Annotated in this window: 26 protein-coding genes, 1 tRNA gene, 1 other RNA gene and 1 pseudogene; 16 read left to right on the top strand and 13 right to left on the bottom strand. The window is 64.8% G+C overall.

Features of this window, described 5'->3' with window-relative positions:
* Positions 1–53: 53 nt before the first annotated feature.
* The 6 genes from LRM40_RS12105 to gyrA are packed head-to-tail and all read right to left on the bottom strand — an operon-like array spanning position 54 to position 8,470.
* Positions 54–2,069 carry a bifunctional 3-phosphoshikimate 1-carboxyvinyltransferase/cytidylate kinase gene (locus LRM40_RS12105; RefSeq protein ID WP_151123578.1) on the bottom strand — a complete coding sequence of 672 codons (2,016 nt, stop codon included), beginning with the start codon at positions 2,067–2,069 and terminating at the stop codon, positions 54–56.
* A 60-nt stretch (positions 2,070–2,129) separates the two neighbouring features.
* Positions 2,130–3,005 (bottom strand): prephenate dehydrogenase, encoded by an 876-nt coding sequence (locus LRM40_RS12100; protein WP_151123579.1) that lies wholly within the window; start codon positions 3,003–3,005, stop codon positions 2,130–2,132.
* Positions 3,006–3,017: 12 nt separating this feature from the next.
* Complete coding sequence (gene pheA, locus LRM40_RS12095) at positions 3,018–4,133, bottom strand: prephenate dehydratase (protein ID WP_151123580.1); 1,116 nt, start codon at positions 4,131–4,133, stop codon at positions 3,018–3,020.
* Positions 4,126–5,229, bottom strand: coding sequence for a 3-phosphoserine/phosphohydroxythreonine transaminase (gene serC, locus LRM40_RS12090; RefSeq protein WP_151123581.1), 1,104 nt, complete (start codon positions 5,227–5,229; stop codon positions 4,126–4,128). The genes pheA and serC overlap by 8 nt, the downstream gene beginning before the upstream one ends.
* Positions 5,230–5,261: 32 nt before the next feature.
* On the bottom strand, positions 5,262–5,843 hold the full coding sequence (locus LRM40_RS12085; RefSeq protein ID WP_151123582.1) for a DUF2059 domain-containing protein: 582 nt from the start codon (positions 5,841–5,843) through the stop codon (positions 5,262–5,264).
* Entirely contained in the window at positions 5,840–8,470 is a 2,631-nt protein-coding gene (gyrA, locus tag LRM40_RS12080) for a DNA gyrase subunit A (protein WP_151123583.1), read from the bottom strand. Before gyrA ends, LRM40_RS12085 begins: the two co-directional genes overlap by 4 nt.
* Before the next feature lie 272 nt (positions 8,471–8,742).
* On the opposite strand from gyrA, the gene ompA reads away from it, so the two are divergent.
* From ompA to LRM40_RS12030, 10 genes are all read left to right on the top strand, one after another.
* A complete protein-coding gene (gene ompA, locus LRM40_RS12075; protein WP_151123584.1) occupies positions 8,743–9,390 on the top strand; it encodes an outer membrane protein OmpA in 648 nt (215 codons plus the stop codon).
* 72 nt (positions 9,391–9,462) lie between these two features.
* The gene (ubiG, locus tag LRM40_RS12070) at positions 9,463–10,164 is read left to right on the top strand and encodes a bifunctional 2-polyprenyl-6-hydroxyphenol methylase/3-demethylubiquinol 3-O-methyltransferase UbiG (protein ID WP_211372965.1); all 702 of its coding nucleotides are present in this window, start codon (positions 9,463–9,465) and stop codon (positions 10,162–10,164) included.
* Positions 10,146–10,823: an HAD family hydrolase gene (locus LRM40_RS12065; protein ID WP_151123585.1), complete on the top strand. Its 678-nt coding sequence runs from the start codon at positions 10,146–10,148 to the stop codon at positions 10,821–10,823. Before ubiG ends, LRM40_RS12065 begins: the two co-directional genes overlap by 19 nt.
* Positions 10,824–10,838: 15 nt before the next feature.
* Positions 10,839–11,209: a transfer-messenger RNA gene (gene ssrA / locus LRM40_RS12060) on the top strand.
* Positions 11,210–11,382: 173 nt separating this feature from the next.
* Entirely contained in the window at positions 11,383–12,687 is a 1,305-nt protein-coding gene (locus tag LRM40_RS12055) for a tyrosine-type recombinase/integrase (protein WP_151123586.1), read from the top strand.
* Positions 12,688–13,476 carry a hypothetical protein gene (locus tag LRM40_RS12050; RefSeq protein WP_231067524.1) on the top strand — a complete coding sequence of 263 codons (789 nt, stop codon included), beginning with the start codon at positions 12,688–12,690 and terminating at the stop codon, positions 13,474–13,476.
* Between the two features lie 697 nt (positions 13,477–14,173).
* Complete coding sequence (locus LRM40_RS12045) at positions 14,174–15,007, top strand: helix-turn-helix domain-containing protein (protein ID WP_259372461.1); 834 nt, start codon at positions 14,174–14,176, stop codon at positions 15,005–15,007.
* Positions 15,007–15,390: a hypothetical protein gene (locus LRM40_RS12040; RefSeq protein ID WP_151123589.1), complete on the top strand. Its 384-nt coding sequence runs from the start codon at positions 15,007–15,009 to the stop codon at positions 15,388–15,390. The genes LRM40_RS12045 and LRM40_RS12040 overlap by 1 nt, the downstream gene beginning before the upstream one ends.
* Positions 15,378–16,340, top strand: coding sequence for a DnaB-like helicase C-terminal domain-containing protein (locus LRM40_RS12035; RefSeq protein ID WP_231067523.1), 963 nt, complete (start codon positions 15,378–15,380; stop codon positions 16,338–16,340). Before LRM40_RS12040 ends, LRM40_RS12035 begins: the two co-directional genes overlap by 13 nt.
* 19 nt (positions 16,341–16,359) lie before the next feature.
* Positions 16,360–17,310 (top strand): hypothetical protein, encoded by a 951-nt coding sequence (locus LRM40_RS12030; protein WP_151123590.1) that lies wholly within the window; start codon positions 16,360–16,362, stop codon positions 17,308–17,310.
* A gap of 178 nt (positions 17,311–17,488) precedes the next feature.
* Here LRM40_RS12030 and LRM40_RS12025 read toward each other — a convergent pair whose 3' ends face one another.
* From LRM40_RS12025 to LRM40_RS12015, 3 genes are all read right to left on the bottom strand, one after another.
* Entirely contained in the window at positions 17,489–17,992 is a 504-nt protein-coding gene (locus LRM40_RS12025; protein WP_151123591.1) for a DUF4282 domain-containing protein, read from the bottom strand.
* A 180-nt stretch (positions 17,993–18,172) separates the two neighbouring features.
* Positions 18,173–18,484, bottom strand: a complete 312-nt coding sequence (locus tag LRM40_RS12020; protein WP_151123592.1) for a hypothetical protein — start codon at positions 18,482–18,484, stop codon at positions 18,173–18,175.
* A 5-nt stretch (positions 18,485–18,489) separates the two neighbouring features.
* Positions 18,490–18,702 carry a hypothetical protein gene (locus LRM40_RS12015; protein WP_151123593.1) on the bottom strand — a complete coding sequence of 71 codons (213 nt, stop codon included), beginning with the start codon at positions 18,700–18,702 and terminating at the stop codon, positions 18,490–18,492.
* Positions 18,703–18,981: 279 nt separating this feature from the next.
* On the opposite strand from LRM40_RS12015, the gene LRM40_RS12010 reads away from it, so the two are divergent.
* Positions 18,982–19,581: a hypothetical protein gene (locus LRM40_RS12010; protein ID WP_151123594.1), complete on the top strand. Its 600-nt coding sequence runs from the start codon at positions 18,982–18,984 to the stop codon at positions 19,579–19,581.
* Entirely contained in the window at positions 19,578–20,684 is a 1,107-nt protein-coding gene (locus LRM40_RS12005; RefSeq protein ID WP_151123595.1) for a helix-turn-helix domain-containing protein, read from the top strand. The genes LRM40_RS12010 and LRM40_RS12005 overlap by 4 nt, the downstream gene beginning before the upstream one ends.
* Before the next feature lie 248 nt (positions 20,685–20,932).
* Here the strand turns inward: LRM40_RS12005 and LRM40_RS12000 are convergent, their stop codons facing one another.
* The 3 genes and pseudogenes from LRM40_RS12000 to LRM40_RS21590 all read right to left on the bottom strand — a co-directional run.
* Positions 20,933–21,148 (bottom strand): hypothetical protein, encoded by a 216-nt coding sequence (locus tag LRM40_RS12000; RefSeq protein ID WP_151123596.1) that lies wholly within the window; start codon positions 21,146–21,148, stop codon positions 20,933–20,935.
* Between the two features lie 204 nt (positions 21,149–21,352).
* A tRNA-OTHER gene (locus tag LRM40_RS11995) sits at positions 21,353–21,469 on the bottom strand.
* Positions 21,470–21,584: 115 nt separating this feature from the next.
* Positions 21,585–21,677: pseudogene (locus LRM40_RS21590) on the bottom strand (S1/P1 nuclease); the annotation flags it as partial.
* Between the two features lie 187 nt (positions 21,678–21,864).
* Between LRM40_RS21590 and istA the strand changes: the two are divergent.
* Complete coding sequence (gene istA, locus LRM40_RS11985; protein ID WP_151126052.1) at positions 21,865–23,409, top strand: IS21 family transposase; 1,545 nt, start codon at positions 21,865–21,867, stop codon at positions 23,407–23,409.
* 36 nt (positions 23,410–23,445) lie between these two features.
* Positions 23,446–24,183: an IS21-like element helper ATPase IstB gene (gene istB, locus LRM40_RS11980; protein WP_151126053.1), complete on the top strand. Its 738-nt coding sequence runs from the start codon at positions 23,446–23,448 to the stop codon at positions 24,181–24,183.
* 138 nt (positions 24,184–24,321) lie between these two features.
* On the opposite strand, the gene LRM40_RS11975 is transcribed toward istB, so the two are convergent.
* Positions 24,322–24,561: a phospholipase C/P1 nuclease family protein gene (locus tag LRM40_RS11975; protein WP_151123360.1), complete on the bottom strand. Its 240-nt coding sequence runs from the start codon at positions 24,559–24,561 to the stop codon at positions 24,322–24,324.
* Between the two features lie 1,590 nt (positions 24,562–26,151).
* Here LRM40_RS11975 and LRM40_RS11970 point away from each other — a divergent pair.
* The gene (locus LRM40_RS11970) at positions 26,152–26,445 is read left to right on the top strand and encodes a type II toxin-antitoxin system TacA family antitoxin (protein WP_150094976.1); all 294 of its coding nucleotides are present in this window, start codon (positions 26,152–26,154) and stop codon (positions 26,443–26,445) included.
* Positions 26,442–26,942, top strand: coding sequence for a GNAT family N-acetyltransferase (locus LRM40_RS11965; RefSeq protein ID WP_151123362.1), 501 nt, complete (start codon positions 26,442–26,444; stop codon positions 26,940–26,942). Before LRM40_RS11970 ends, LRM40_RS11965 begins: the two co-directional genes overlap by 4 nt.
* The last annotated feature ends 3 nt before the right edge of the window (positions 26,943–26,945 follow it).

The raw sequence follows: 26,945 nt of genomic DNA, 5'->3' as shown, positions 1-26,945 counted from the left end.
CAGGACGCGCCAGGAGGGAAGGGCGGTGGGCCCAGCCGAACCGAGTGAGCAGCTCAGAACGGCCTGCGTTGCCGCCACCAGTCCAGGCATTGCACGACCGAGTCTTCGATCGACATCGCCGAGTTGTCCAGCAGCATCGCATCTTCAGCCGGCCTGCAGGGCGCAACCGATCGGTTTGCATCCCGCTCATCCCGCAACCGCAGGTCAGACTGAATCTGTGGGAGGTTAGCAGAAACTCCCTTGGAAATCAACTGCTTATAACGCCGCTCGGCGCGCTGCTCGACGCTGGCGGTGAGAAACACCTTGAGCGAGGCGCCGGGGAACACCACGGTGCCCATGTCCCGTCCATCGGCCACCAGGCCCGGAGCCCGGCGGAAGGAGAGCTGCAGCTGGTGCAGGGCCTGGCGCACGGCGGGGTGCACCGACACCCGGGAGGCCATGCCGCCGGTGGATTCCAGGCGCAGCGGGTCGGTGATGTCGCGCCCGGCTAGATAGACGCGCTGACCCTCGAAGCGCAGGGCCAGACGCCCGGCCAGCTCGGCCAGCGGTGCCTCGTCGTCCAACGACACGCCGGCATCCTGGGCCGCCAGGGCGGTGGCGCGGTACAGGGCGCCGGAATCCAGCAGGTGGAAGCCCAGCCGGCGGGCCAGTTCGCTGGCCAGGGTGCCCTTGCCGGAGGCGGTGGGGCCGTCCACAGTCAGCACGGGCACTTGGTCGGCCGCGGGGGTGACCACTTCGAACAGGGTCTCGAAGTAGTCCGGGAAGGTCTTGCCCACGCACTTGGGGTCCAGGATGCGCACCGGCACACCGGGTTCACCCGCCACCAGCGGGTTGAAAGCCGCCAGCGACAGGCACATGGCCATGCGGTGGTCGTCGTAGGTGTGGATGCTGGCGGCCTGCCAGGGGCCGGCCAGGGGCTGGACTTCGATGAAGTCGGGGCCCTCGGTGACGGTGGCGCCCAGCTTGCGCAGCTCCGCGGCCATGGCGGCGATGCGGTCGGTTTCCTTCACCCGCCAGCTCGCGATGTTGTTCAACCGGGTGGGCCCATCGGCATAGAGCGCCATCACCGCCAGGGTCATGGCCGCGTCGGGGATGTGGTTGCAGTCCAGCGTCAGGCCCTTGAGCGGCCAGGCGCCGCGCTGCACCTCCAGCCAGCCCGGGCCGCCCGTCACCTGCGCGCCCATGGCCTGGGCGGCTTCGACGAAGCGGATGTCGCCCTGGATGGAGTCCAGCCCCACGCCTTCGATGCGCACCGGCTGGTCCGTGCCCGCGATGGCGCCCAGCGCGACGAAGTAGGACGCGGAGGACGCGTCGCCCTCGACATGGATGCGGCCGGGCGTGCGGTAGGCCGAGCCCTGGGGCAGTACGAAGCGCTGGTAGCCTTCGCGCTCCACCGCGATGCCGAAGCGCGCGAGCAGGCGCAGCGTGATGTCGATGTAGGGCTTGGAGATCAGCTCGCCGTCGACCTCGATGGCCACCGGGCCCTGTGCGGTGACCAGGGGCAGGGCCAGCAGCAGGGCGGTGAGGAACTGGCTGGACACATCACCGCGCACGCGGATGGGGGCGGCGGTGTTCAAGGCATGCACGCCGCCATCGCCCACCTGCAGCGGGGGGAAGCCGGGCTGACCCAGGTCGGCCACCGGGCAACCCAGCTGGCGCAGGGCCTGCACCAGGTCGCCGATCGGGCGCTCGTGCATGCGGGCCACGCCCGAGAGCTGGAACTGCCCGCCCTGGCTGGCCGCCAGCACCGCCAGCGCGGCGGTGAGCGGGCGCATGGCCGTGCCCGCGTTGCCCAGGAAGAGCTGGGCCTCCTTGCGCGACAGTTGTCCGCCCAGGCCGGTGACTTTCAGAACATCGCCGTCACGCTGCAGGTCACAGCCCAGCAGACGCAGCGCGTCGAGCATCACCCGCGTATCGTCCGAATCCAGCAGGTCATGGACTTCGGTGGTGCCGGCCGCCAGACCGGCCAACAGCAGCACGCGGTTGGAGATGCTCTTGGAGCCGGGCAGGCGCACGCGTCCACCGGCACGGACCAGGGGCGGGAGGTCGAGGAATTCGGTCGTGTACATGGCGGACGACAGGAAAAGCGGCCCGGCAAGGCGGCGGGCCGGCGTCAGAGAGAAAAGGCTTCAGCGTGGGCGGCCGGAACCCATGCGCCAGTGGCTGCGTGCTTCGGACACGCCGCGGACCAGCGCCTCCAGCGCATCGCCTTCGCAGTCTCTCAGGGTCTGCTCCAGCACGCCCAGGGCGCCACGGAAGAATTCGGACTGCTTGAGGATTTCCTCGCGGTTGGCGATCAGCACGTCACGCCACATCGCCGGATCGCTGGCCGCGATGCGGGTGAAGTCCCGAAAGCCCGGGCCGGCCAGGCGCAGGAACTCCTCGGCCTCTTGCTGCTGCAGGATGCCGGTGAAGTAGGCAAAGGCCAGCAGGTGTGGGAAGTGGCTGACGGCCGCGAAGGCGGCGTCATGCGCCTCCGGCGTCATCACCCGCACCCGTGCACCCAGCGCCCCCCAGAGGGCACGCGCCTTCTCGACCAGCTCCGGCCGGGTCTGGGGCAAGGGGGTGAGGATGACCTGCTGCTCGCGGTAGAGCTGGGCATCGGCGTGCTGCACGCCGGAGAGTTCCTTGCCCGCGATCGGGTGGGCCGGCACGAAGGCGCCGATGCGGTCCTTCAGGGCGCGGCGGGCGGCATCCACCACATCGCGCTTGGTGCTGCCCACGTCCATGAACAGGGTGCCAGGGCTGACCAGGTGGCGGATGGCCTTGAAGGTGGACTCGGTGGCCGCCACCGGCACCGCCAGCAACACCACGTCGGCGCCGGAGACGGCCAGCAGCGCGCTCTCGGCAGCCTGGTCGATCACGCCCAGTTGCTTGGCCTTCTCGGTGGTGGAGGGCGACTTGCTGTAGCCGATCACCCGCTCCACCAGGCCGGCCTGCTTCATGGCCAGGGCGAAGGAGCCCCCCATCAGGCCGCAGCCGATCAGGCCCAGTTGCTTGAACATTGCCGCCATCGGTCAGTGCACATCCAGCGGATAGGTGCCCAGCACCTTGAAATAGGCGCAGGCGCCACGCAGCTCGCGCAGCGCGGTGGCCACCTGCGGGTCGTCCGGGTGGCCCTGCAGGTCGATGTAGAAGTAGTACTCCCACTGGCCGGAGCGGGCCGGGCGGGACTCGAAGCGGGTCATCGAGACACCGTGCTGCTTGAGCGGCACCAGCATGTCGTGGACAGCACCCGGACGGTTGCTCACCGAGACGACCAGGCTGGTGCAGTCGTGGCCCGAGGCGCGGGGCATCGGATGGCGGTGCGGGTCGGTGACGATGGCGAAACGGGTGCGGTTGTGGGTGTCGTCCTGGATCGCCGGGGCGACCAGGTGCAGGCCGTATTCGCTGCCCGCGCGCGCGCTGGCAATGGCAGCCAGCTTCGGGTCCAGGGCCGCCAGACGGGCACCCTCGGCGTTGCTGGAGACCGGGCGCCGTTCCACCTGGGGCAGGTGGGCCGACAGCCAGCCGTGGCACTGCGCCAGGGCCTGCGGGTGGGCCACCACGGCCTCGATGCCCTCGAGCTGGTTTTCCTTGCGCAGCAGGTTGTGCCGCACGAAGAGGCTGGTCTCTCCGATGATGAACAGCGGGGTGGTCAGGAAGATGTCCAGCGAGCGGGCGACCACGCCCTCGGTGGAGTTCTCGACCGGCACCACGCCGAAGTCGGCCGCACCGGCGGCGGTGGTGCGGAAGACGTCGTCGATGCTGGCGCAGGGCACCCGCACGATGGAGGAGCCGAAGAAGCCCAGGGCAGCCTCTTCGCTGAAGGTGCCGGCCGGGCCCAGGAAGGCCACGCGGGTGGGGGTCTCCAGGGCGCGGCAGGCCGACATCACCTCACGCCAGATGGGGGCGATGCTTTCGGTCTTCAGCGGGCCAGGGTTGACGGCCTTCAGGCCATCGATGACCTGGGCCTCGCGCTCGGGGCGGAAGACGACCGAGCCTTCCTTCTTCTTGATCTCGCCGACGGCCTGGGCCAGGGCCGCGCGGCGGTTGATCAGGGCCAGCAGGTCGCGGTCGAGGGTGTCGATCTGGTGGCGCAGGGCCAACAGCTCTTCGGGAACGTCGGGCGGGGTGGCTTGGGGGTCAGCCATGGCGGCGGGCAAAGTCTTGGAGGTAATCCACCAGTGCCTGGGCACCGGCGAGCGGCATGGCGTTGTAGAGAGAAGCGCGCATGCCCCCCACGGACTTGTGGCCCTTGAGTTGCAGCAGGCCCGCCTCGCGTGCTCCGGCGAGGAAGGCGTCGTTGAGCGATTCATCCGCCAGGAAGAACGGGATGTTCATCCGGGAGCGGGCGGCGGGTGCCACCGGGTTGCGGTAGAAGCCGCCGCTGTGGTCCAGGGCGTTGTAGACCAGGGTGGCGCGCTCGATGGCGCGCCGCTCCATTTCGGGCACCCCGCCCTGGCGCGCGATCCACTGGAACACCAGACCGGCAATGTAGATGCCGTAGGTCGGCGGGGTGTTGAACATGGACTGGTTCTCGGCCACCAGCTTGTAATTGAAGGCCGAGGGGCAGATGGGCAAGGCGCGGTCCAGCAGGTCCTCGCGCACGAAGACCAGGGTCACGCCGGCCGGGCCGATGTTCTTCTGCGCGCCGGCGAACAGCGCGCCCACGCGGGACCAGTCGATCGGGCGCGAGAGGATGTGGGAGGAGGCGTCCATCACCAGCGGGGCCGTGCTGCCCAGGGCCGCCAGATCGGGCAGCTCGGGGTACTCGACACCGTGGATGGTCTCGTTGGAACAGATGTGCAGGTAGGCCGCACCCTCGCGCAGCTGCCAGCCTGCCGCTGCGGGCAGGCTGTGGTGGCCGTCGGCCTCGTTGCTGGCGGCGGCGCGGGCGTCGGCGTACTTGCCGGCTTCTTTCAGCGACTTCTGGCTCCAGGAGCCGGTGACGACCACGTCCACCAGGCCGCCCCGGGAGAGGTTCATCGGCACGATGGCGTTCTCGCCCAGGCCACCGCCCTGCATGAACAGGATGCGGAAGTTCGAGGGCACCTGCAGCAGCGCGCGCACCGTGCGTTCCGCGTCCTCGTAGATGGAGATGAATTCCTTGCCGCGGTGGCTCATCTCCATCACGCTCATGCCCGAGCCATGCCAGTCCAGCATCTCCTCGGCGGCCTGGCGCAGCACCTCTTCAGGCAGGACGGCCGGGCCGGCGGAGAAGTTGTAGGGGCGGTGCGGCGTGCTCATGCGCTTGAGGGGCGGTGGCGAACGGGAAAGGCTTACTTCTTGGCAGGCTTGGCCGCCGAGGCCGCCGGGGAGGCGGGGGCTGCAGCGGGCAGGCCCAGCTTCTTGCGCAAGGTGCCTTCCAGCGTGCGGATCTTGGGCTCGACCGTGCCGCGTGTGTCAGCCACCAGCTTCTGCTGCATGGTCTCCAGCAACACCGGCGCCGACTCGTTGAATTTCTTGGCGGTCGGGGACTCCAGCCAGGCCACCAGTTGCTTGAGCTCGTCCTCGCTGAACTTCTCTTCCAGCACCGGCGCCATGGCAGTGGGGGCCAGCTTGACGGCGCGGTCGCGCAGGACGGACTCGATGTCGCCGTAGAACTTCTTCACCTCGGCTTGCACGTCCTTGGCCACGGCCTCGCGCTTGTCGGCGGGCTGCTGCGCCACGGCCGGGCCCGTGGCTTCCAGAATCTGTTGGGCCGTCTGGGCGGCGATGGAACGGGCGACGTTCTCCACCGAGGGTTGCTGCAGCTGGATGACCTTGGCGATCAGTTCCTTCTTGGTCTGGGCCTGGGCCAGGCCGGTCAGCATCAGGCCTGCCACCAGGGCGAGGGTCCAGCGGGTCATCTTGGGAGTCATTCGGCAGTGTCCTCGGTCGTACCGTTCGCGTCGCCTTCGGCGGCGCCTGCATCGTTTTCGACGATGCGTTGCAGGCCGCTCAGCTTGGCGCCGTCGTCCAGGGCGATCAGCGTGACCCCCTGCGTGGCACGGCCCAGTTCGCGGATTTCGGCGACACGGGTGCGCACCAGCACGCCCTTGTCGGTGATCAGCATGATCTCGTCCTCCGGGCGCACCAGCGTGGCGGCCACGACCTTGCCGTTGCGCTCGCTCTGCTGGATGGCGATCATGCCCTTGGTGCCACGGCCGTGGCGGGTGTACTCGACGATGGAGGTGCGCTTGCCGAAGCCGTTCTCGGTGGCGGTCAGCACGGACTGGGTCTCGTCCTCGGCCACCAGCATCGCGATCAGCGACTGGCCGTCCTCCAGCATCATGCCGCGCACGCCGCGGGCGCTGCGGCCCATCGGACGCACATCGTCCTCGTCGAAACGCACGGCCTTGCCGCTGTCGCTGAAGAGCATGACGTCGTGCTTGCCGTCGGTCAGCGCCGCGCCGATCAGGAAATCGCCCTCGTCCAGGCCCACCGCGATGATGCCGGCCTTGCGCGGGTTGCTGAAGTCGTTCAGCGGCGTCTTCTTGACCGTGCCCATCTTGGTGGCCATGAAGACGTAGTGATCTTCAGGGAAGCTGCGGAACTCGCCGGTCAGCGGCAGCACCACGGTGACCTTCTCGCCCGGCTGCAGCGGGAACATGTTGACGATGGGCTTGCCACGGCTGGCGCGGCCGCCCTGCGGCACTTCCCAGACCTTGAGCCAGTACACCCGGCCCAGGTCGCTGAAGCACAGGATCCAGTCGTGGGTGTTGGCGATGAAGAGCTGGTCGATCCAGTCGTCTTCCTTGGTGGCGGTGGCCTGCTTGCCGCGGCCACCACGGCGCTGGGCGCGGTACTCGGCCAGCGGCTGGCTCTTGATGTAGCCGGTGTGGCTGAGCGTCACCACCATGTCGGTGGGGGTGATCAGATCCTCGGTGCCCAGCTCCTGCACGTTGTGCTCGACCACCGAGCGGCGCGCGCCGATCTTGGTCTGGCCGAACTCCTGGCGCAGGGCGATGAGTTCCTCGCTGATGATCGTCGTCACCCGGGCCGGCTTGGCCAGGATGTCCAGCAGGTCGGCGATCTGGGCCATCACCTCGCGGTACTCGCCAATGATCTTGTCCTGCTCCAGGCCGGTCAGGCGCTGCAGGCGCATCTGCAGGATCTCGCCGGCTTGGTCTTCCGACAGGCGGTACAGGCCATCGGCCTGCATGCCGAAGTGCATCGGCAGGCCTTCCGGCCGGTAGGCGGCCGCACCGCCGGGGTTCTCGCCTTCGGCGCGCGAGAGCATTTCGCGCACCAGCGAGGAGTCCCAGCTCTGCTGCATCAGGGCCATCTTGGCCACCGGCGGGGTGGGCGATTCCTTGATGATGCGGATGAACTCGTCGATGTTGGCCAGCGCAACAGCCAGACCTTCCAGCACATGGCCGCGCTCGCGGGCCTTGCGCAGTTCATAGACGGTGCGGCGGGTCACCACCTCGCGGCGGTGCTCCAGGAAGATCTCCAGCAGCTGCTTGAGGTTGCACAGCTTGGGCTGGCCATCCACCAGCGCCACCATGTTGATGCCGAAGGTGTCCTGCAGCTGGGTCTGCTTGTACAGGTTGTTGAGCACCACCTCGGGCACTTCGCCGCGCTTGAGCTCGATCACCACCCGCATGCCGGACTTGTCGGACTCGTCCTGGATGTGGCTGATGCCCTCGAGCTTCTTCTCGTGCACCAACTCAGCGATGCGTTCCAGCAGCGTCTTCTTGTTGACCTGGTAGGGGATCTCGTCAACGATGATCGCCTGCCGCTGGCCACGGTCGATGTCCTCGAAGTGGACCTTGGCGCGCATCACCACCTTGCCGCGGCCGGTGCGGTAACCCTCGCGCACGCCGTTGACGCCGTAGATGATGCCGGCGGTCGGGAAGTCCGGCGCCGGGATGATTTCCATCAACTGTTCCAGCGTCGCGTCCGGCGCCTTCAGCAGGTGCAGGCAGGCATCCACCACCTCGTTGAGGTTGTGCGGCGGAATGTTGGTGGCCATGCCCACCGCGATACCGGCCGAGCCATTCACCAGCAAATTGGGCAGACGGGTGGGCAGAACCAGGGGTTCTTTCTCGGAACCGTCATAGTTCGGACCGAAATCGACAGTTTCCTTGTCGATGTCCGCCAGCATTTCATGGGCGATTTTGGCCAGGCGGATTTCGGTGTACCGCATGGCCGCGGCGTTGTCGCCGTCCACCGAGCCGAAGTTGCCCTGGCCGTCCACCAGCATGTGGCGCAGCGAGAAGTCCTGCGCCATCCGGACGATGGTGTCGTAGACCGCGGTGTCGCCGTGCGGGTGGTACTTACCGATCACGTCACCGACGATACGGGCCGACTTCTTGTAAGGCCGGTTCCAGTCGTTGTTGAGCTCGTGCATCGCGAAGAGCACGCGCCGGTGCACCGGCTTCAGGCCATCGCGGGCGTCGGGCAGGGCGCGTCCGACGATGACGCTCATCGCGTAGTCCAGATACGAACGCCGCATCTCCTCTTCGAGACTGATGGGCAGGGTTTCCTTGGCGAATGAAGTCATGAACGGAATGTGACGCGAGGCCGGAGAGACGCCACGCAGAGGTGGGCGCAACAGGTCGAACAGCCGATTCTAAACCGGGGCTCTTGTGGCTCCGGAGCAACAAGGCTGGTCGCTTTGGGCGGGCCCTGGCACACAATACGGGCAATCGGACGCCCTATGGCACAATCAGTCGTCGATGGCAAGCGGTCCTTTCCTTGGGCCGTTCGCTGTTTATCTCGCTTCCGATTTGGACATATCGCAGACAACCTGCGGCTTTCCTTGAGAGGAGAATCATGAAGAAACTGAACAAGGTGGCGATGCTGTTTGCAGCCGCTGCGCTTGCCGCTCCCCTGTCGAGCGCTCTGGCCCAGTCGGTCGACAACTGGCGCGCCACGGACGGCACCGTCTGGAAGAACGGCACCAACGAACTGTGCTGGCGTGACAGCAACTGGACCCCGGCCACCGGCGTTCAGGGTTGCGATGGCGTGCCTGCTCCGGTCGCTCCGGCTCCGGCTCCCGCCCCTGTGGCAGCTCCGGCTCCCGCCCCGGCTCCCGCTCCCGCTCCGGTGCCCGCCGCGCCGACCAGCGAAAAGGTGACCTACGCTGCTGACGCGTTCTTCGACTTCGACAAGGCGACCCTGAAGCCGGCCGCCAAGGAGAAGCTGGACGACCTGGTGTCCAAGACCTCCGGCATGAACCTGGAAGTCATCATCGCCGTCGGCCACACCGACAGCGTTGGCTCCGACGCCTACAACCAGAAGCTGTCGGTCAAGCGTGCTGACTCGGTCAAGGCTTACCTGGTGAGCAAGGGCATCGAGAAGACCCGCGTCTACACCGAAGGCAAGGGCGAAAAGCAGCCCGTGGCTTCGAACAAGACCGCCGAAGGTCGCGCCAAGAACCGCCGCGTGGAAATCGAAGTGGTCGGTACCCGCGCCAAGTAATCAGCTCTCCGGCTGTTGCTCGAAACCCCGCTCAGGCGGGGTTTTTTCTTTTCTGCCGCTAACATCACGTTCATGGTGAACGCAGACCCCCAAGAACTCGACAAATTCGGAGAGCTGGCCCATCGGTGGTGGGATGCCGAAGGCGAATTTGCGCCCCTCCACCAGATCAATCCGCTCCGCCTGGACTGGATTGCCGCACAGGCACGCCTCGAAGATGCTGAGGTGCTGGATGTGGGTTGTGGCGGCGGCATCCTGGCCGAGTCGATGGCCCGTCGCAAGGCCAAGGTGCTGGGCATCGATCTCTCCGCAAAGCCGTTGAAGGTGGCTCAATTGCACGCTCTGGAGGCGGGTGTCGACAACCTGGCCTACCGCGAAGTGGCGGTGGAAGACCTCGCGACCGAGCGGCCCGCCAGCTTCGACGTGGTGACCTGCATGGAGATGCTGGAGCACGTGCCGGATCCGGCCTCCGTCGTTCGCGCCTGCGCCCAACTCGTTCGGCCGGGGGGCTGGGTGTTCTTCTCCACGATCAACCGCAATCCCAAGTCCTTCCTGTTCGCCATCGTGGGTGCCGAACATGTGCTCAAACTGCTGCCCAAGGGCACACACGAGTACGCCCGCTTCATCAAGCCCAGCGAACTGTCGGCGCACATCCGCGCGGCCGGTCTGTCGGTCGAGGGCTTCAAGGGCATGGAATACAACCCGCTGAGCAAGCGTTACTGGCTGTCGGCCGACACCTCGGTCAACTATCTGGTGGCATGTCGCAAGAGCGCGTGAGCGGTTGCGCGGGTCTGCTGTTCGACCTGGACGGCACACTCATCGACAGTGCGCCTGACCTGGCGGGGGCGCTCAACCGGCTGCGCGCCTTGAAGGGCCTGCCGCCCTTGCCCTACGAGGCCCTGCGTCCGCTGGTGGGCAGTGGCGCACGTGGCATGGTGGGCGCCGGGTTCGGGCTCCAGCCGGGGGACGATGGTTTCGAGGCGCTGCGCGATGCCTTTCTGGCAGAGTACCAGGCGCGCTTTCTGGATGAGACCCGGGTGTTCGAGCAGGCCCATTGGCTGCTTGGTGAACTGGAAGCCCGGTCGCTGCCCTGGGGCATCGTCACCAACAAGGCCACCCGCTTTGCCGAGCCGGTGGTGCAGGGCCTCGGGTTGGATGCGCGCAGCGCCGCCCTGGTGTGCGGCGACACCACGCCCCACGCCAAGCCCCACCCCGCGCCGCTGCTGGAGGCGGCCGCCCGGCTGGGTGTCCCGGCGGGCGAGTGCGTCTATGTGGGCGATGACCTGCGGGACATCCAGGCCGGGCGCGCGGCCGGCATGCGCACCGTGGCCGTCACCTGGGGCTACCTCGGCGTGGGAGAGGCGGTGACCGATTGGGGGGCCGATCTGGTCATCGAAACACCACAGACCCTCTTGAAGTGGCTGGATCTGGCCTAAACTACGGCTCATCCTGGGGCCGACCTGGTTTCGACGTGGGTGCGGAGTCGGGATAGTGCATGTCGAGCACCAGTTCGCTCGTTAAACCACTGGAAACAAAGTAACTGCGAACGACGAACGTTTCGCCCTCGCCGCTTAACACCGGTGAGCCTCTCAACGGTTGGCCCATGGGCCGGGCGTGAGCCGCAAGGCAAGCGCTGAGAGGTCATTCACATGGGCTGGTCTCCTGGTTGGCCATGCATCAGGAGGTGAGATCAAGTGGCTGGTGTCATCGGTAGCGTGCTGCTGCGCGACCGAAGGCACGAGAATCAAATCAGTCAGCTAAGCATGTAGATCTACCTGGCGATGGCTTGCGGACGGGGGTTCAATTCCCCCCGGCTCCACCACTTACCCTCACACTTAGGTGTGAAAACGATCAAGGCCCTAAGTAAATCAACGACTTAGGGCCTTTTTCTCGTCCATATGGGACCAGATTCGCCCCGGTTCATCCAGGGGGCGTGAGGGTAGCTTTGAGGGTAACTGGCCCTATGTGAGGGTAGGTGCTGCTAGAGTTACCCTCATGGCAGCCCTGAACCTCCTCTCCGACAAGGCCATCCGAGCCGCCTGCAAGCGTGCACTCGACACCGGGAGCGGCGAGCGCATGACGGACGGGGGTGGACTCCGGTTGGATGTCCAGGCGTCGGGAGTGGGGTGGTGGCGTCTGCGTTACCGCTTCGGCGGCCGGCAGTCCATGCTGTCGCTGGGGGTCTATCCGGCGGTGCCCTTGACGCTGGCCCGCCAGCGACGTGATGAGGCCCAGGCGCAGATCGCAACGGGGATCGACCCCAGCGACGTTCGCAAGGCCGACAAGTCCACCAAGGCGGCAGCCGCGGAGGTGACGCGCATCGTGGAGGCCGGGCTGCCTGTGCCTGGCACGTTCGAGGCGGTGACTCGCGAGTGGCTGAGCACCGTGCACCGCGCCAAGGTGAGCGCCAGCCATGCCGACCGTACTGAGACCCGCTTCGAGCAAGATGTCTTCCCCTGGATTGGCACCCGCCCCCTGGCTGAAATCGAAGCACCGGAACTGCTGGCGGTGTTGCGCCGAATCACCGGTCGCGGTGCCATCGAGACAGCTCACCGCGCCAAGGATGCCTGCGGGCAGGTCTTCCGCTACGGCATCGCGGCGGGCTACTGCCAACGCAACCCGGCCGCCGATCTGCGCGACGCCCTGCCGCCCGTCCAGACGAAACACTTGGCGGCCATCGTGGATCCCAAGCAGGCCGGGCAACTTCTCCGCGACGTGGCCGACTACAACGGTCACCCGGTCACGCGGGCCGCGCTGGCGCTGTCGGCCTTGTTGCTGCTTCGTCCGGGTGAGCTACGGCAGATGGAGTGGGCATGGGTGGATTTGGAAACCGCGACCCTGACCGTTCCGGGGGAGGTGATGAAGCGAAAGAAGGCTGACAAGGAGAACGGCCCGCCGCACGTGGTTCCGCTGGCTACCCAGGCAGTGGCCGTCCTGCGCGAGTTGCAGCCGCTGACCGGTGCCACGCCGTTCGTCTTTCCGTCGGTCACCTCGCCAAAGACCCGTTGCATGAGCGAGAACACGGTGCGCAGTGCGCTGCGCCGCATGGGGTACGGCAACGACGATATGACCGCGCACGGCTTTCGTGCCATGGCGCGCACCATGGCCGCGGAGCGCCTGGGTATTGCCCCGGAGGTGATCGAGGCGCAACTGGCTCACGCAGTGCCCGACGCCCTCGGCCGCGCCTACAACCGGACCCAGTATCTTGAGCAGCGGCGGGCCTTGATGACCCAGTGGGCGGATTACCTGGATGCCTTGCGCGAAGGAGCCAAGGTGCTGCCGTTCAAGGAGGTCGCGTAAATGGCCGGCCAGGAGCAGCTATCTGTACCCCGCTACGGTCGAGAGGTGTTCGTCGCGATCCAGGAGACCTATCTGGGTGACATGGGCGCGCGAGACCTTGAAGTACGCGATACAGGCGTCTGGCTGCCATCTTCGCTGAGCACACTGTTTGCATGGGCACCTGCGTGCGATCTCGACGGCCCAGACAGCCCTGATCCGCTCAGCACGCCAGCGCTACCTTTCCCCTTTACAGCTGGACAGTTGGCCGCTTGGATGTTGGACGGTTGGGGCAGTTTTGTCTGGGAAGCGGTATTTGAAGCTGACTCCGAGTCAACTGCAGAGGAGAACGCCGAACGCGCGTTTGGCCGTTTGGGTGATCGGGGCAAGAAGGTGCGAGCAGCGTTGTCACAGGCGTATGAGGTGCGTCAACGCGTTGCGCATCTGCTCGGTGCTTCCATGCAGCTAGACATTGGGGACGCTGCAGCCGAGCGGGAATGGCGGTGCGCAATGGTGCAGGCCTTGTGGATCGAGCAACCGGATTGCTACATCAAGCCGGAAGGGATTTCTCTCCTCCCTGGCGCCTCAAAGGAAAAAGCCTCCAAGCTCGCAGAACAGATGGATGCGATCTTAGAGATTCTGGTCACGAATGGATTTGACCCCCTGAACTTGACGTACAGGAATGGTCAGCCATCACCTGCCAAGCAGATTGCTTGGCTCGAATTTCAAAAGCGCTTCCCATCCAGCAAGTTCAGACCCGCCTGGCAAGAGCTACTGAATCTCGAGCGGGTCAAGCACACACCAGGCAAATAGTCTCGGTGACCTTGCCCAACCACCTTGCCACTTCGCATGTGGGAAGGTGGGTGGTTGCGTGTGGCAAGGTGGCGGCGGAAAAGTGTGAAGCCTCATCCACTCACTGGCTTCACACATGCCGACAAAAGCCCAGACAGGCGTTGCTCTCCATTCCTTCCCGAGCGGGGTTTCCGACGTCGCACTTATTGACGCTCCGACAGCTGCCAGCATCGGCAGCATGTCCTTGAGCTGGTGGCACGCCGAGGTCGCCGCCCTTCGCGCGCCTCAGCCGGTCATCCGCCGGCCCCGCTGCACGCGGTGGAGCTTGGCGGACGTGCGTGCCTATTGGGCGGCCCTGGCCGAGCAGGGTGCGCAGGACACAGCCGGCGCAGCCCGGCTGTTCGCCACCACACAGAAGGCGACAGCGGCGGCTGTTGCCAAGCGGGCCAAGTCGGCACGGACAGGGGAGTAAGGCCATGCGTCACGCATCGTTGTGTGATCGCGCTAGCGCTCCCGAGTCCAACCAGAAGCCCCTGCGTCGATTCCGCCCACCTCCCGGGCAGCTCTTAACCTACGAGAGCATTAAAGGCTACTGGCGAGCCACCGGCGCAATCGAGGGATCCGGCTTCTTTTCAGTCGTGTGGGAAACACATCGCTTCATCCACTGGGCACCGTTGCATGACTTCTGCCACGCCGATCTTCTGCGATTGATCGCCGAATGCCGAAGCGCAGATCGATATGCGGGTTTGCCGGGCGCCAGGCCAGAGGCAGGGAGGGGAAATTGAGTGTGCGGTGTATCAACGCTGTTTTCGAGCGATCCGGGCATACAGGTACGGAGCTTCTGATGCTGCTGGCGCTCGCTGACCATTCAGATGACCACGGCAACAGCTACCCCTCTGTGGCCACGCTTGCTCGCAAATGCCGCATGAAGTCGAGGAATGCGAATTACATCCTCGCCGCTCTGCAGGCCAGCGGTGAATTGTGCGTGGTGAAGAACGGGGCTCCGAGAGGAACAAACCTCTATCGGATCATGTTGGCATCTCTGGGGGGCAATCCCCTGCAAGGCAGTGCACCCCTGCAGGCCGGTGCATCTCTGCAAGCTGTTGCACCCCTGCACCCTGTTGCAGCCATGCAATCTGGTGCAGCAACCTCTGCAAAGGGGTGCATGAAGCCCCTGCAAAGCCTTGCAGACGAACCGTCATTGAACCGACAGGAACCGTCAAAGCAGGATAGAAGTTCTTCGACGACTCGGCCAGCTGCCAAAACCCGAGCCGCTTGCCTCGAAGGATTCGACGCATTCTGGGGGCTGTATCCGAATCGCAAAGCAAAGCAGGATGCCCTGAAGGCCTGGGCCAGGCTGAAGCCTGACCCGCAGTTGCAGGCGTTGATCCTTCAGGCCGTCCGGGAGCAAAGCCAGGGCGCTGACTGGCGAAAGGAGGCGGGGCGTTTCGTCCCCCACGCAGCAACTTGGCTGAACGGAGGGCGGTGGATGGATGAGCCAGCCGGTGTGACGGCGAGCCACCAGCAACTCGACCTGCAGGGGGTGCTCTGATGCGTGGACATCAAGCGCTAATCCAGATGCGTCTGAGGGGATTGGTCCCCCTCTACGGCGTCGAGATCGAAACCGACGCTCGCAGCAGTGGCTGGCCCGAGCAATGGCCACAGCTTCATGCGGAGTATGGCGTTCATTCCCCTCAAGCCTATGTGCATATCGAGCCGGAAGATCGGCTGGCGCTGCTGGATCTTCGGTGGGTGCATGGTCTTGAGGCCCGTGTGGAAGGCATAGATCCGCAGCGAGTGAATGCCGTCGTCGAGGCCTTGGCGCTGGCAGGTGCATTGCGGGTGATCGGTATCGTGTATGCGCCGCGGCCGGGCGGCGAGACCGCCTCAATCGAGATCATCGACTCGAAGGGGGTGATGTCGTGGCGCAAGTGATTTCTTCGGACACGATCGACTTTGCGGCCTACATGGCCGAAACCGAAGCCCGTCAGAAGGTCCGCCCCGCACGCGAATGGTTTGCCGAGATGGTCGAGAACTTGGGCAAACCCAGGCAGGAGGCCCGGAGCTTCCTGCCTTGGAACAAGACTCACGCCCACTTTGCGTTCAGGCCGGGCGAAGTCACCCTGTGGGCGGGGGTCAACGGCCACGGCAAGAGCCAGGTGACCGGGTTGTCCGCGCTGTCGCTGGTTGCTCAGGGGCAGCGGGTGTGCATCGCCTCGTTCGAGATGAAGCCCAGCCGCACGCTGGACCGGATGACACGGCAGTTCTCAGGTGCGCGCCTGCCCGACGGTAGCCTCTCCGATCCGGCGTTGCTTGACGCCTACCGTGAGGTCTTCGAACAACTGGCGGCCTACACGGACGGGCGCCTCTGGCTCTACGACCAGCAGGGGACCGTGGCCACGAAGACGATCCTGGGCGTCATGCGGTATGCGGCCTACGAACTCCGGTGCCAGCACTTCGTCGTGGACTCGCTCATGAAGTGCGTGCGAGGCGAAGACGACTACAACGGCCAGAAGGACTTCGTGGACGAGCTGACCGCCATTGCGCGCGATTCCGGCATGCACGTCCACTTGGTGCACCACCTACGCAAGCTCGGGTCTGAGGGGGATACGCCCGACAAGAGCGACGTAAAGGGATCCGGTGCCATCACCGACCAGGTGGACAACCTCCTGCTGGTGTGGCGCAACAAGCCCAAGGAGCGGGACCGCCAGGCCGGCAAGCGAATTGACGACACGATGCCCGACGCCATGCTCATCTGCGACAAGCAGCGCAATGGCGAATGGGAGGGACGCGTCGCGCTGTGGTTTGATCCAGAGTCCCAGCAATACACACCCTCCAGCGCCCGTGCCCAACTTGACTATGCACGCTGGCCGCACGAGCCGTGATGTGCAGCAGAATCCTGCGATGGTCGATCTCTCTGCCCTGATGCACGCGCTGCCTGTTTCGGCCGTGGAGCCGGGCCACGTGGCGTCGCTCAGCGGCATCGTGAGCGTCCCCAAGGAACGCGAGTGGGAGGTGGGCCTCTACCTGCTGGAGCCGCCAGCCGGTCTGCGCCGGCCCTACGTCGATCCGGAGCGAGCCTTGTCGCTGTTGCTCCGTCATCACGGCATGGCGGCGGACGTGGCGCAAGCACGCGCCCAAGGCGCTTGCGCCCGGATGCGAGCTGCCATCGACGACAGCCGCTGGGTGACCTTCTTCGACTACTTCGTCCCCGACTCGCCCGAATGCTTGCCCGTGGCCGACTTCACCACCTGGCTGCGAGCCGAGAACGACCGGCCCCATGGTTCAAAGGCCACGGGTGGTGCCGTGTCGCCCTCGCTGCTCAACTTCCTTGACCAATCGGCCGAGCTGGCCAGCCGCACCCCGATGTTTAGCGATCCAGGTAACCGGTCAGACCCCTGGTCGCTGGAGAGCTTGCCCGCGCTGCCGCCGCCCAATGCCATGTTCGAGTACCTGCCGGGCCCGCCTTGGAACGACAGCATGGAGGAGGAGTGGACAACTTCCGATCACCCCTATCTGGCCTGGCGGGAGGCGATGCGTCCTATCGCGCAGCAGCTGGAGGCAATGCTGGGCGCACCGGTGTTTTACTTTGGCGACCTCTCTTTCATCGGAGATGACGATGGGCTCCACCGCTTCCTGATGCTGCATTGGTGCTGCAGCTACAAGCCGGCGTCCACCTTTGTTCGTTTTCTGATGAAAGTCAGTGGGGCCAGGGATGTCGAGGAGCTGAAGGCCACGCTGATCGACCCATCCCAGTACCCCCAGCCGATCAAGATGCCCAGCGTGCATGGCGGCGTGGAAGCGCGATGCCCCCGCATGGACTACCGGCAGTTCGCCGGACGAGAACGGGCGTGAAAAGCGCCCGGTAGCCCCAGCTTAAACCGACGGTTTGGCTGCGTACCGGGTGCGTACCGACGGTGCGCCGTGGCCCCGCTTCTGCTGTTAACTCAGTTGGTAACCGGCGCTCTTGGACACAAAGAAGGAGGGTCTACCCGCGGCAATACGACGGCTGCCCAGGGTATCGCCGCGCTCCTTACCTGTCCGCCCTGGCCGCCAGCCGCACCGCTGCATCACTGAGGTCCGCGAGCATGAGGCTCATTTCCCTGGCGACCTTCGCGCTGATTAGGAAGAAGAGGGCAAAGAAGACGCCGCCGATGGCCCCCAGAATCCGGTCGCTACCGCTACCGAAGACCGGGGAGAGGAAGCCGGCCAAGGCACAGAGCACCGCAAGAACGATCCCCACCCAGTACCCAAGCTGCACCAGGCCGCGGAAGGTCGGGTACAGCGACTGGCCACGCATGACTGCAGCAAAGGCCTGAAGGTCCGAGCCGCGCGGGCTGGATAACTCCACCCGGTCGGAGAAGATCGGCGCCGGATCTGCGGGGGCCTCCAGGGTTGGCTCGCGCCGCGGCCGCCGGACTGCTTCGATGCCCTTGGCTGCAGCCGTCGCCTCGACCCGGCTGTAGATGGCGCCGCACTTCGGGCAGGCTTCCAGGTCACCACCGTCCGCGGCCGGGTTCAGGTGGTCGCACTTCAAACAACGTCTCTCCATGAACTTCTCCTCTGCGGGAGAAGATGCCACGGTAGCCGGAAAGACCCACGCGGCTTGTCATCTGGGTTGCGGATGGGCCCAGCTGCCGCGCCCATTCCCGATGATCCGGAGAGCCGGCTGGGCCCGCTCTCCGGGCATTTGGCCCATTAGGCAGACCCCCGGCGTTCAATCTTTGAAAGCGATCAGGAGGACGGCTACGCCGGTGAGGAACGCAGAGATGGCGGCATAGAGGTTCATGTCGATTGAGATCATGCCGAGCGCATTCGCTGCGGTGGAGGCTCCATGGGCTGCGTTGATCAGCAGGTCGCGTTGCTGGGAGTTGATGGTGTCTGATGCCGCGACCATGACTAGCGAACTAGCAGAGCTAGCTAGTGACGCCGCGTTCTTCTGCTGGCTGGCTGATATCAGCCAGAGTGCGGACGACACTAGGCTACCAACCGCGGCGAGAGCCGAGAGGACTCGAGCAAAGAGCTTCATGTATGTCAGATCGTTGGGACGACGCGGGCGCGGTACACCAGCAAGATCTCTCGCCTGACACCGTCAAGGCTGCTGACGGATGGATGGCAAATGTGGGATCGTTCGCCGGGTGTGGATAGGTGATAGAGGCGTCCTTCCTTGGCGACCGTCACGAAGATGGTGCGGCCGTCGAGGGTCTGACAGTCGAGCGTGGCAACAGGCTTGGGCGGGCTGGGCATGGTCGGTTCGGTTGTGCTGAAGCAGCCTCAAGTGTTATCGACGGCGGTGGCCTTGGTCAGTCCTTGGGGCGATGTCTCCAGCCTGTTGCGCTTCAGCCGACCTCGTCGGATACCCGCGAGGCGCGTAGCGCTGGAGTGAGCAGTGACCGAGCCGTTGCTTTGCAACGAGGAGGCGATCTGGGTCTCGACGTGACGGCCGAATGCAGTTGTTGCTGGGGAGGTTGACGAAAATAGGAATTCGCACAAAAATGAGATTGACGATTTCAAGGATCTGCACAAATGACGCTTCCTTTGCCTGTCGCTTTCAACTCCGCTCTGTCCTCTGATCGACTTCAAGAGGTGGCGTCTTGGCTGTTGGAGGAGTTCTATGCGACAGAGGACGACTTGTCTCGGAGGACTGACACTGGATATACCCGCGGCTGTACGACGTTCGGTCGGCAGCGCAGTCGCATCGTGGCCGAAGTTGCATCTGGGAAGCATCATTGGCTTGGTCTATCAAACGGCAACAACGATCTCGTCTTCACAATCGGAGGCGTGCCTTGTCGGTTTAGTAACGATGATCCGGTCAACCCCTCCAAGAAGGCTGTGCTGACTGCGAACCGCCATCAGATGGGTTTTCTTGAGTTCGCTAGCCCTGGAGAGCCGGGGCGGTTTTGCTTCATCATCGATCGCGGACAGGACGGGGCCGGTGAGCCGCGCGTTGAGCTCCTGGGCTTCACGCCTAGTGACGAGGTTGCTTGTCGCTGGGTCTCTGACACTGTGCGTGTACTGCGTATGGAAGGTGAACAGCCCCTGGCTCCAATGGTGCCTGTGGGCAAGCCGCAAATCGGGCCCAAGCGCCGCGACGAAGGCGACGCGGCCACAGAAGCTGTTCAATGAGCACAGGATTCATTGGGAGCAATCTGCGACTGGCCCGTTTATTTCACGACCTGTCGCTCACGGACTTGGGCGACAGGGTCAGCGTGTCCAAGCAGTTCCTCAGCCGCATCGAAACTGGTGCGGAGGTCGCATCGACTCAGCTCCAAGAGAGTCTGGCCCAAGAGTTGGGCGTGCTGCCCGACTTCTTTCATTACGTCGATACCAACCCCATCGTTGACGAGCAGTGCCATTTCCGCAGACAGCTAACAACTAAGGTGGCGCTGCGTCAGGTTGCTCGTGCGCGGGGTGAAATGCTCAAGCGATTGATCGGCGTGCTCGACGAGCATGTTGAGTTGCCCTCGTACCGGGTGAAGGAGGCCGATGCGGAGACGACGGAGGCTATTGAGCGTGCTGCGGAAGCCTTCCGGGCACTGTTCGGCTTGGGCATGGGGCCCTTGAGCAGCGTGACGCGGATTGCTGAGAACGCGGGGGCTGTCGTCATGCGAGTGCGCGGGCTGGCGCCAGAGATCGACGCAGTTTCCTTTGCGACCAAGCGGCCCCTGATTGCATTGAACGCCGATGGGCGATCAGCTTGCCGTGAGCGTTTCGGCATCGCTCATGAGTTGGGGCACTTTTCGCTGCACATCGGTGTCCTTACCGGTGATCGCTTGACCGAGGCCCAGGCCAACCGGTTTGCTAGTGCGCTGCTACTACCGCGCAGTGCCTTTGCTACCGAATGCCGGATGGCATTGCGAGGTACGCGTTTGAATTGGACGGGGTTGTCCGAGCTAAAGATGCGCTGGGGCGTATCCAAGGCGGCGCTCATTTTCCGAGCTCGACAGCTTGGCTTGTTCACCGAAGATCAAGCGAGGGCGGGCTATGTCGGCCTTAACCGGCATGGCGAAGCGCAGCGCGAGACGGAAGACCATTTGATTCCACGCGAGGATCCTGAGGTGATCGTGGAGAGCCTCAAGGTGATGAGGGAGCATTTCGGCGTGCCAGAAGCCGCTGTCGCTCGCGAGATGCGTGTGAGGCCCCAAATCATGCAGTCCCTGCTGGGCTACTCAACTGGAGATCAGCCGGCCAATGTCGTTCAGCTCACGCCTCAGAGGTCAGCTGCCTGACATCACCTCTTCAGGACATTGCGGGCAGAGCGTCGGTGCGGGGAGCTGCTGGCGTTGACAGAGAAGAACGCCGGATCTCATGGCATAGGAACCAGTGCGGCCGCCTGGTTCGACCGCACTGCTCTGCCTCCGTCGGAAATGGGCTTGACCAAGGACGAATCCAGCCGCTACCAACAGCTCGTCGCCATACGTGCGAGCACTTTGAGACGGCAGTGGCGACGGTAGAGGCGGGGCTGGCCAGTGTCGGCTCAGGTCAACGAGTATCGGCGCTGCCCGTCGAGCGACGCGAACACCTTCGGGTCTTCCGTTGGGTTGAGTCGTTCGCCCGTGGCGAGCCGGTACGATGCAAGACCGGTGAGGCTGGACCGTCCGCTCAGATTGCTCGTATCGATGCTGGCGCTGATACGTTCGATGATGCAGATTTCGCCGTTTGGGCCTTTGGCGTGGAGTTGTTCGGTGCTCATGATGGGAATGGTAGCCCGGGAAGCGCCGCGCCCAGGACCGGCCCACAGCGGAGACCATGACCGCGGGCTAGCCAGCCGACTTTCTTCGGCTGAAACAAGCCCGTGAGTTGGCTGCCGAAAGTGATCCTCAGAATCCCGGATTACCCGTGCGGGTTGTCAAGGGACGCTGTGCTGATGGCGCCAAGCAAGGGGCGTGACGGGGAATGGTGCGCGCGAGGGGAATCGAACCCCTATGGGGCTCACACCCCACCAACTTCCCAAAGGCCCGTGATCTAAGGCCCTTGGGCAAGTTGGCGCGTATACCGATTTCGCCACACGCGCAGTGAACATTAGTTGAGGCCGCTGTCTCTAATTTCAAGAGGGCCGTTCGTATGGCTGACAGCTTGCGCGCTTCTAGAACCAGCCCCGAGTCCCACACCGCGTGCAGGTTCGTGCCCCGGCCGAAGGCATGCACCTGGTACAGGTTGCCGCCCTTGTCCGCAGCCTGGCCAGCGTGCAGCGGCTGGTGCACATCGGCGACCAGGTGCATGAGTGCGTATTCCACGCGATGGCGGACACGATTCCACGCTGATGGCGGACAGTGTTCCACCATGATGGCGGACAGTGTTCCACGCTGAAGGCGGACAGCATTCCAAACTGATGGCGGACACCTGCGGGGTGTTCTGAGTGACCCGAACGCGGCATACGCTGCCCGGTTTTTTTGACCGGAGCCAGCGATGCCCACACCCAGGGTCACCATGAGCAAACTACGACACACACTGCAACTGCTGCACCGCGGGGCCTTGAGCACCCGTCAAATCGGTGCCGCCCTCGGCATCTCCAAATCCACTGTCAGCGAGATAGCCAGCTACGCGCGCGTGGCCGGCGTGGACTGGGCTACGGCCCAGAGCCTGAACGACGACGAACTCCAGGCCCGGCTTTACAAGCCACCCGTGGCGCGCGAGTCCCGGCACCTCGAACCCGACCACGCCCACATCCACCGCGAACTGCGCCGACCTGGCGTGACGCTGCAGCTGCTGTGGGAGGAATACCAGCAACAGCACAGCGGTCAGGCGTACAAGTACAGCGCCTTCTGCGAGAAGTACAAGGCTTGGGCCCGGCGCCTGCAGCGCTCCATGCGCCAGACCCACTCGGGCGGTGACAAGCTCTTCGTGGACTACGCCGGCCAGACCGTGCCCGTCGTGGACGCCAGCACCGGCGAGATACGCCCGGCCCAGGTCTTCGTGGCAGTGCTGGGCGCATCGAACTACACCTACGCCTGCGCCACTGCCAGCCAGAAGGCCGCTGACTGGGTGGCCAGCATCATTGCCACGCTGGAGTTCATCGGCGGCGTGCCCCGCCTGCTGGTGCCCGACCAGCCGCGCGCCCTCATGGCCCGCCCCGACCGCTACGAGCCCACCGCGCACCGCCTGCTCGAAGAACTCTGTGCGCACTACAGCCTGGCCGTGATGCCCGCGCGCCCGGCCAAGCCACGCGACAAACCCAAGGTGGAGGTCGCCGTGCAGGTGGTCGAGCGCTGGATTCTGGCCCGGCTGCGCCACCAGACCTTCTTCAGCCTGGCCGAGCTCAACCGGGCGATTGCCGCCTTGCTGGTGGACTTGAACCAGCGCGCGTTCAAGAAGCTGCCGGGCAACCGCGCCAGTGCCTTCGCCGAGCTTGACCGGCCGGCCCTGCGCCCCCTGCCGGCGGTGCGCATGCCCATCGCGCGCTTCAAACCCGCCCGCGTCAACATCGATTACCACGTCGAGCTCGATGGCCACTACTACTCGGTGCCCCACGCCCTGGTGGGCGAGCCGGTGGAGTTGCGCATCACGGCCGGCACGGTCGAAGTCCTGCATGGCGGCAAACGGGTGGCCGCCCACGCCCTCAATCCCCGCCGGGGTGCACACACCACCACACCTGAGCACATGCCGGCCTCGCACCGGGCGCACCTGCAGTGGACGCCGGCCAAGCTCATCGCCTGGGGCGAGCGCGTGGGTGCGGCCACCGCCGCCGTGGTGCGCTGGCAGATGGAGCACCGCCAGCATCCCGAGCAGGGTTACCGCTCCTGTCTGGGCCTCATGCGCCTGGGCCGTGAGTACGGGGCTGACCGGCTGGAGGCCGCCTGTGCGCGGGCGCAGTCGATTCGCTCACCGTCCTACAAGAGCATCGCCTCCATCCTGGGCTGCGGCCTGGACCAGCGGCCGCTGGATGCGCCGATGGCCGCACAGGCGAGCCTGCCGCTGCACGAGAACGTGCGCGGGCCGGACTACTACCACTGAGCTCCAACGCGCAAGCAAACCCAACAAGGAAGAACCATGCTCAACGAACAGACCTTGAACCAACTGCGCGCCCTGCGCCTGGACGGCATGGTGGCCGCCCTCAGCGACGCGGCCACCCACATCACAGCCAGCGAACTGCCCTTTGAACAACGTCTGGCGCTGCTGGTGCAGCGCGAGGTGGACTGGCGTGACAGCAAACGCCTGGAGCGCCTGCTCAAGGCGGCCCGCCTGAAGGTCTCCAGTGCCTGCCTGGAGGACATCGACTGGCGCGCCAGCCGGGGCCTGGGCCGGGAGGTCATCACCAGCCTGGCCGGCGGCGACTGGCTGCGCCATGGCCACAACGTGCTGCTGACCGGCGCCACCGGGTGCGGCAAGACGTGGCTTGCCTGCGCACTGGGGCAGCAGGCCGCGCGTCTGGGCTTCTCGGTGCTCTACACCCGCGCGCCACGGCTGCTGCAGGAGTTGCACGTGGCCCACGGCGATGGCAGCCTGGGCAAACGGCTGGCGCAACTGGCGCGGCTGGACCTGCTCATCCTGGACGACTTCGGCATCGCGCCGATTGCCGCGCACGAGCGAAACGACCTGCTGGAGTTGCTCGACGACCGGGTGGGTGCGCGCTCGACGCTCATCACCAGCCAGTTGCCGGTGACGGCCTGGCACGCCTGGCTGGACGAGCCCACGCTGGCCGACGCCATCCTGGACCGCATCGTGCACGGCTCGCACAAGATAGCCCTCAAGGGCGAGTCGATGAGAAAGCTGGCAAAGGCCGTCTGAGCCGGCCGCGCCGACCGCCATTCCACGCTGATGGCGGACACTTCGGCTACGATTTGAGCGTCACTCAGGACACCCGCGCAACGTGTCCGCCATCGCCTGGAACGCTGTCCGCGATGGGAATGGAATCACTGTCCGCCATCAGTGGAATGCGCACATGAGGTACTTCAGGGCCTTTAGGCGTTCCGGTGCCGGCGCTGCTGAACGGAAGACTGCGGCCTTGCGCTCGATCGCGCCCACCACGCACGCACCAACCGCGCAGTCACGCTCTGCGACGTAGTGGCAGCCTGCGTCCGCGGCGGTGTTGACGGAGCGCCACCGGGCTGTGGCCGGCGAGCGGTGCTTATCGGCCCATATGGAGATGCTGGCCAGCGTGGCCACGGGCCCATCGCATAGATCCTGGAGCGGTGTCGCCTGAAGAAGAAATCTGGCCTCGCTGGGGTTCTGAAGAAAATTTCAGGTCACTGAAGATTTCCCTCCCACTGAAGCGCGCCGGGGCGCGCGCGTCCACATCGCGCCTGGGCCTTGGGCGAGAGCTAGCTGTAGGTCTACGCTGCGATGGCCCGGTGGACGATGGCGCCCCAGGCGAAAGATGCGCCCGGCAGGAATGCGAGGGGGAGGCAGAGGAGGGCGGGGCGAGGAAGCTGGCAGCGACGCATCCTAGTGTGCTAGTAGGAATGGTTCCATCCAACAAAGTCGTGCACGGTGATGATCCGTGTCGGTCGTGTGGGTTCTGACCTACAAACGCCGTTCTTCTGTCCGATACGAGGGAATGAGGAGTCAGTGTACAGTCGCACTATTCTGCGCACTAAGTGATCCGCTTCGTCTGCTAGCGGAACTGGTGCCGACGAGAGTGACTCCTAGGGATGTATCACGCCTCCGTGTTCTGTTCTCCTCCGAAAGGAGTGGGCCTTGCAGGGAAGAGTAGGAGCGACTATGAAACTATTTCTGACTTTGCTTGATGGGTTCAGGTTGTCTGTTGACAGCTATGTGACGCCCCGGCGATATCCTGTTTCTGGCGGTTTCGCTTCAGACGCAGTGCGTCTGTATGGCGATGTGCGCGTGGTCGGAAAAGACGTAAAAAAGGCCGTTGTTAAGGCCGAGACGAAGATGAAGGGACGGGGGGATGGCAAGGCACGCACAGTTGCAAGCGCGCTCCAGGAACGGTGACAGCCTGCAGCTGACGGCTCACGAGTCAGATAGCCCCGTTCTCCCTGTGCCGCAGCTGGAGCAGCTGCACAACTTTCGTCCTGATCTGGTTGACTGGGTGAAGACTGCGACGGAAGAGGAAGCGGCGCACCGCCGTGCTAGAACCAATCGAGTCGATACGTTTATCCTCATTGAGCGCCTTAGCGGCTTAGTATTCGGCGCCGTGATTGCGGTTCTCGGGCTTCTCATCGCTGCCTATGTCGGGCTGCATGGTCAACCGGCCCTAGGCATGGTTCTGGGTGGGGGGACTCTGGTTGGGATTGTCACTGTTCTCGTGACGGGCCGTCCCTCGAAAAGGTCAGCATTGCCGCCTGAGGAAGATGGATCAGAAACAAAGCCGGTAAAGGCCAAGCGCTAGCCGTTCAGTGGAGAGCGGTTGAGGGTAACTTTAAGGGTAACTCGTCTCACGCAAGCAACACTTTCATAGGAGAGTGTGAGTGACCCCGGCCCACCATACACAAGGGCTCGGACAATCTCCGGGCCCTTTTTCTTGCCTGAAATCCCCGCACCACGCGGGGTTCCGGCCACCTGTGCTGCGGGTGACCATCACCCGAAACGCTCGAAATCGGCCACTTTCTCGGCCAGAGCCGTCTCTATTCTCCGTTTGGCCTGCGGGTAGGCGCAGTTCTGGCTCTCGCAAAATCAAGCACTTACGCGCGGCGGTTCATCGTCAACCAAGACCACCAGTCACCAGTACAACTAGACGGTGTGCGTCACTTGTACTAACATTGCGGCAGTTGATCTAACAAAACAGGTGCTGCCATGACTGCCGTTGCATCGTCGCCTTCCGCCCGTTCTGCCCGACTTGGGCTGCGCGCTACCCCCGAACAGGAGGTGGTGCTGCGCCGTGCCGCCGAGGTGGCCCACAAGTCGTTGACCGACTTCATCCTCGACAGCGCGTGCCTGGCCGCCGAGCAGACGCTGCTGGACCAACGATTGTTCATGGTCTCGGGCAGCCAGTACCAGGCCCTGATGGATCTGCTGGATCGCCCCGAACAAGCCAACGAGGGGTTGCGTGACCTGTTTGCCCGCAAGGCGCCCTGGGATACGAAGTGACGTTGCGCGCACCGGAGCCTCTGGCCGCGCAGCATCGGCTGGAAGGTTTTGATTGCGGCAAGCCCGCGTTGAATGACTGGCTGTTGCGCCACGCCCGCCAGGCGCAGGGCAGTGGCTCGGCCAAGACCTTTGTCGTTGCCGAGGACGATGGCCGCGTGGCGGGCTACTTTAGCCTGACCGTGGGACAAGTCGACACGCTGGAGGCGCCGGAGCGCATTCGCAAGGGGATGGGGCAGTACCCGTTGCCGGTGGTGATTCTGGCGAGGCTCGCTGTCTCGGTGGTGGACCAGGGGCGAGGGATAGGCTTTGGCCTGCTGCAGGACGCGATTCGCCGCACGATGCTGATTGCCGAACAGGCCGGCATCCGTGCCATGCTGACCCACCCCATCGATGAAGAAGCGGCGAGGTTCTACACCCGGTTCGGGTTCATCGCGTCACCGCTGCGCGAACAGCAATTGTTGCTGCTCTTGAAGGACGCCCGTCGCTGGGTCCGCTGAACC

The sequence above is a fragment of the Ideonella dechloratans genome, from assembly GCF_021049305.1.
GTDB lineage: Bacteria > Pseudomonadota > Gammaproteobacteria > Burkholderiales > Burkholderiaceae_C > Ideonella > Ideonella dechloratans.
The sequence above is the reverse complement of the archived record's forward strand: the minus strand, read 5'-3'. Positions and strand labels throughout refer to the sequence as shown.

Coding starts and splice junctions, on each gene's coding strand:
- LRM40_RS12105 (WP_151123578.1), bottom strand. CDS start 2,069: ATGTACACGACCGAATTCCTCGACCTCCCGCCCCTGGTCCGTGCCGGT.
- LRM40_RS12100 (WP_151123579.1), bottom strand. CDS start 3,005: ATGTTCAAGCAACTGGGCCTGATCGGCTGCGGCCTGATGGGGGGCTCC.
- pheA (WP_151123580.1), bottom strand. CDS start 4,133: ATGGCTGACCCCCAAGCCACCCCGCCCGACGTTCCCGAAGAGCTGTTG.
- serC (WP_151123581.1), bottom strand. CDS start 5,229: ATGAGCACGCCGCACCGCCCCTACAACTTCTCCGCCGGCCCGGCCGTC.
- LRM40_RS12085 (WP_151123582.1), bottom strand. CDS start 5,843: ATGACTCCCAAGATGACCCGCTGGACCCTCGCCCTGGTGGCAGGCCTG.
- gyrA (WP_151123583.1), bottom strand. CDS start 8,470: ATGACTTCATTCGCCAAGGAAACCCTGCCCATCAGTCTCGAAGAGGAG.
- ompA (WP_151123584.1), top strand. CDS start 8,743: ATGAAGAAACTGAACAAGGTGGCGATGCTGTTTGCAGCCGCTGCGCTT.
- ubiG (WP_211372965.1), top strand. CDS start 9,463: ATGGTGAACGCAGACCCCCAAGAACTCGACAAATTCGGAGAGCTGGCC.
- LRM40_RS12065 (WP_151123585.1), top strand. CDS start 10,146: ATGTCGCAAGAGCGCGTGAGCGGTTGCGCGGGTCTGCTGTTCGACCTG.
- LRM40_RS12055 (WP_151123586.1), top strand. CDS start 11,383: ATGGCAGCCCTGAACCTCCTCTCCGACAAGGCCATCCGAGCCGCCTGC.
- LRM40_RS12050 (WP_231067524.1), top strand. CDS start 12,688: ATGGCCGGCCAGGAGCAGCTATCTGTACCCCGCTACGGTCGAGAGGTG.
- LRM40_RS12045 (WP_259372461.1), top strand. CDS start 14,174: ATGCCGAAGCGCAGATCGATATGCGGGTTTGCCGGGCGCCAGGCCAGA.
- LRM40_RS12040 (WP_151123589.1), top strand. CDS start 15,007: ATGCGTGGACATCAAGCGCTAATCCAGATGCGTCTGAGGGGATTGGTC.
- LRM40_RS12030 (WP_151123590.1), top strand. CDS start 16,360: ATGGTCGATCTCTCTGCCCTGATGCACGCGCTGCCTGTTTCGGCCGTG.
- LRM40_RS12020 (WP_151123592.1), bottom strand. CDS start 18,484: ATGAAGCTCTTTGCTCGAGTCCTCTCGGCTCTCGCCGCGGTTGGTAGC.
- LRM40_RS12015 (WP_151123593.1), bottom strand. CDS start 18,702: ATGCCCAGCCCGCCCAAGCCTGTTGCCACGCTCGACTGTCAGACCCTC.
- LRM40_RS12010 (WP_151123594.1), top strand. CDS start 18,982: ATGACGCTTCCTTTGCCTGTCGCTTTCAACTCCGCTCTGTCCTCTGAT.
- LRM40_RS12005 (WP_151123595.1), top strand. CDS start 19,578: ATGAGCACAGGATTCATTGGGAGCAATCTGCGACTGGCCCGTTTATTT.
- LRM40_RS12000 (WP_151123596.1), bottom strand. CDS start 21,148: ATGAGCACCGAACAACTCCACGCCAAAGGCCCAAACGGCGAAATCTGC.
- istA (WP_151126052.1), top strand. CDS start 21,865: ATGCCCACACCCAGGGTCACCATGAGCAAACTACGACACACACTGCAA.
- istB (WP_151126053.1), top strand. CDS start 23,446: ATGCTCAACGAACAGACCTTGAACCAACTGCGCGCCCTGCGCCTGGAC.
- LRM40_RS11970 (WP_150094976.1), top strand. CDS start 26,152: ATGACTGCCGTTGCATCGTCGCCTTCCGCCCGTTCTGCCCGACTTGGG.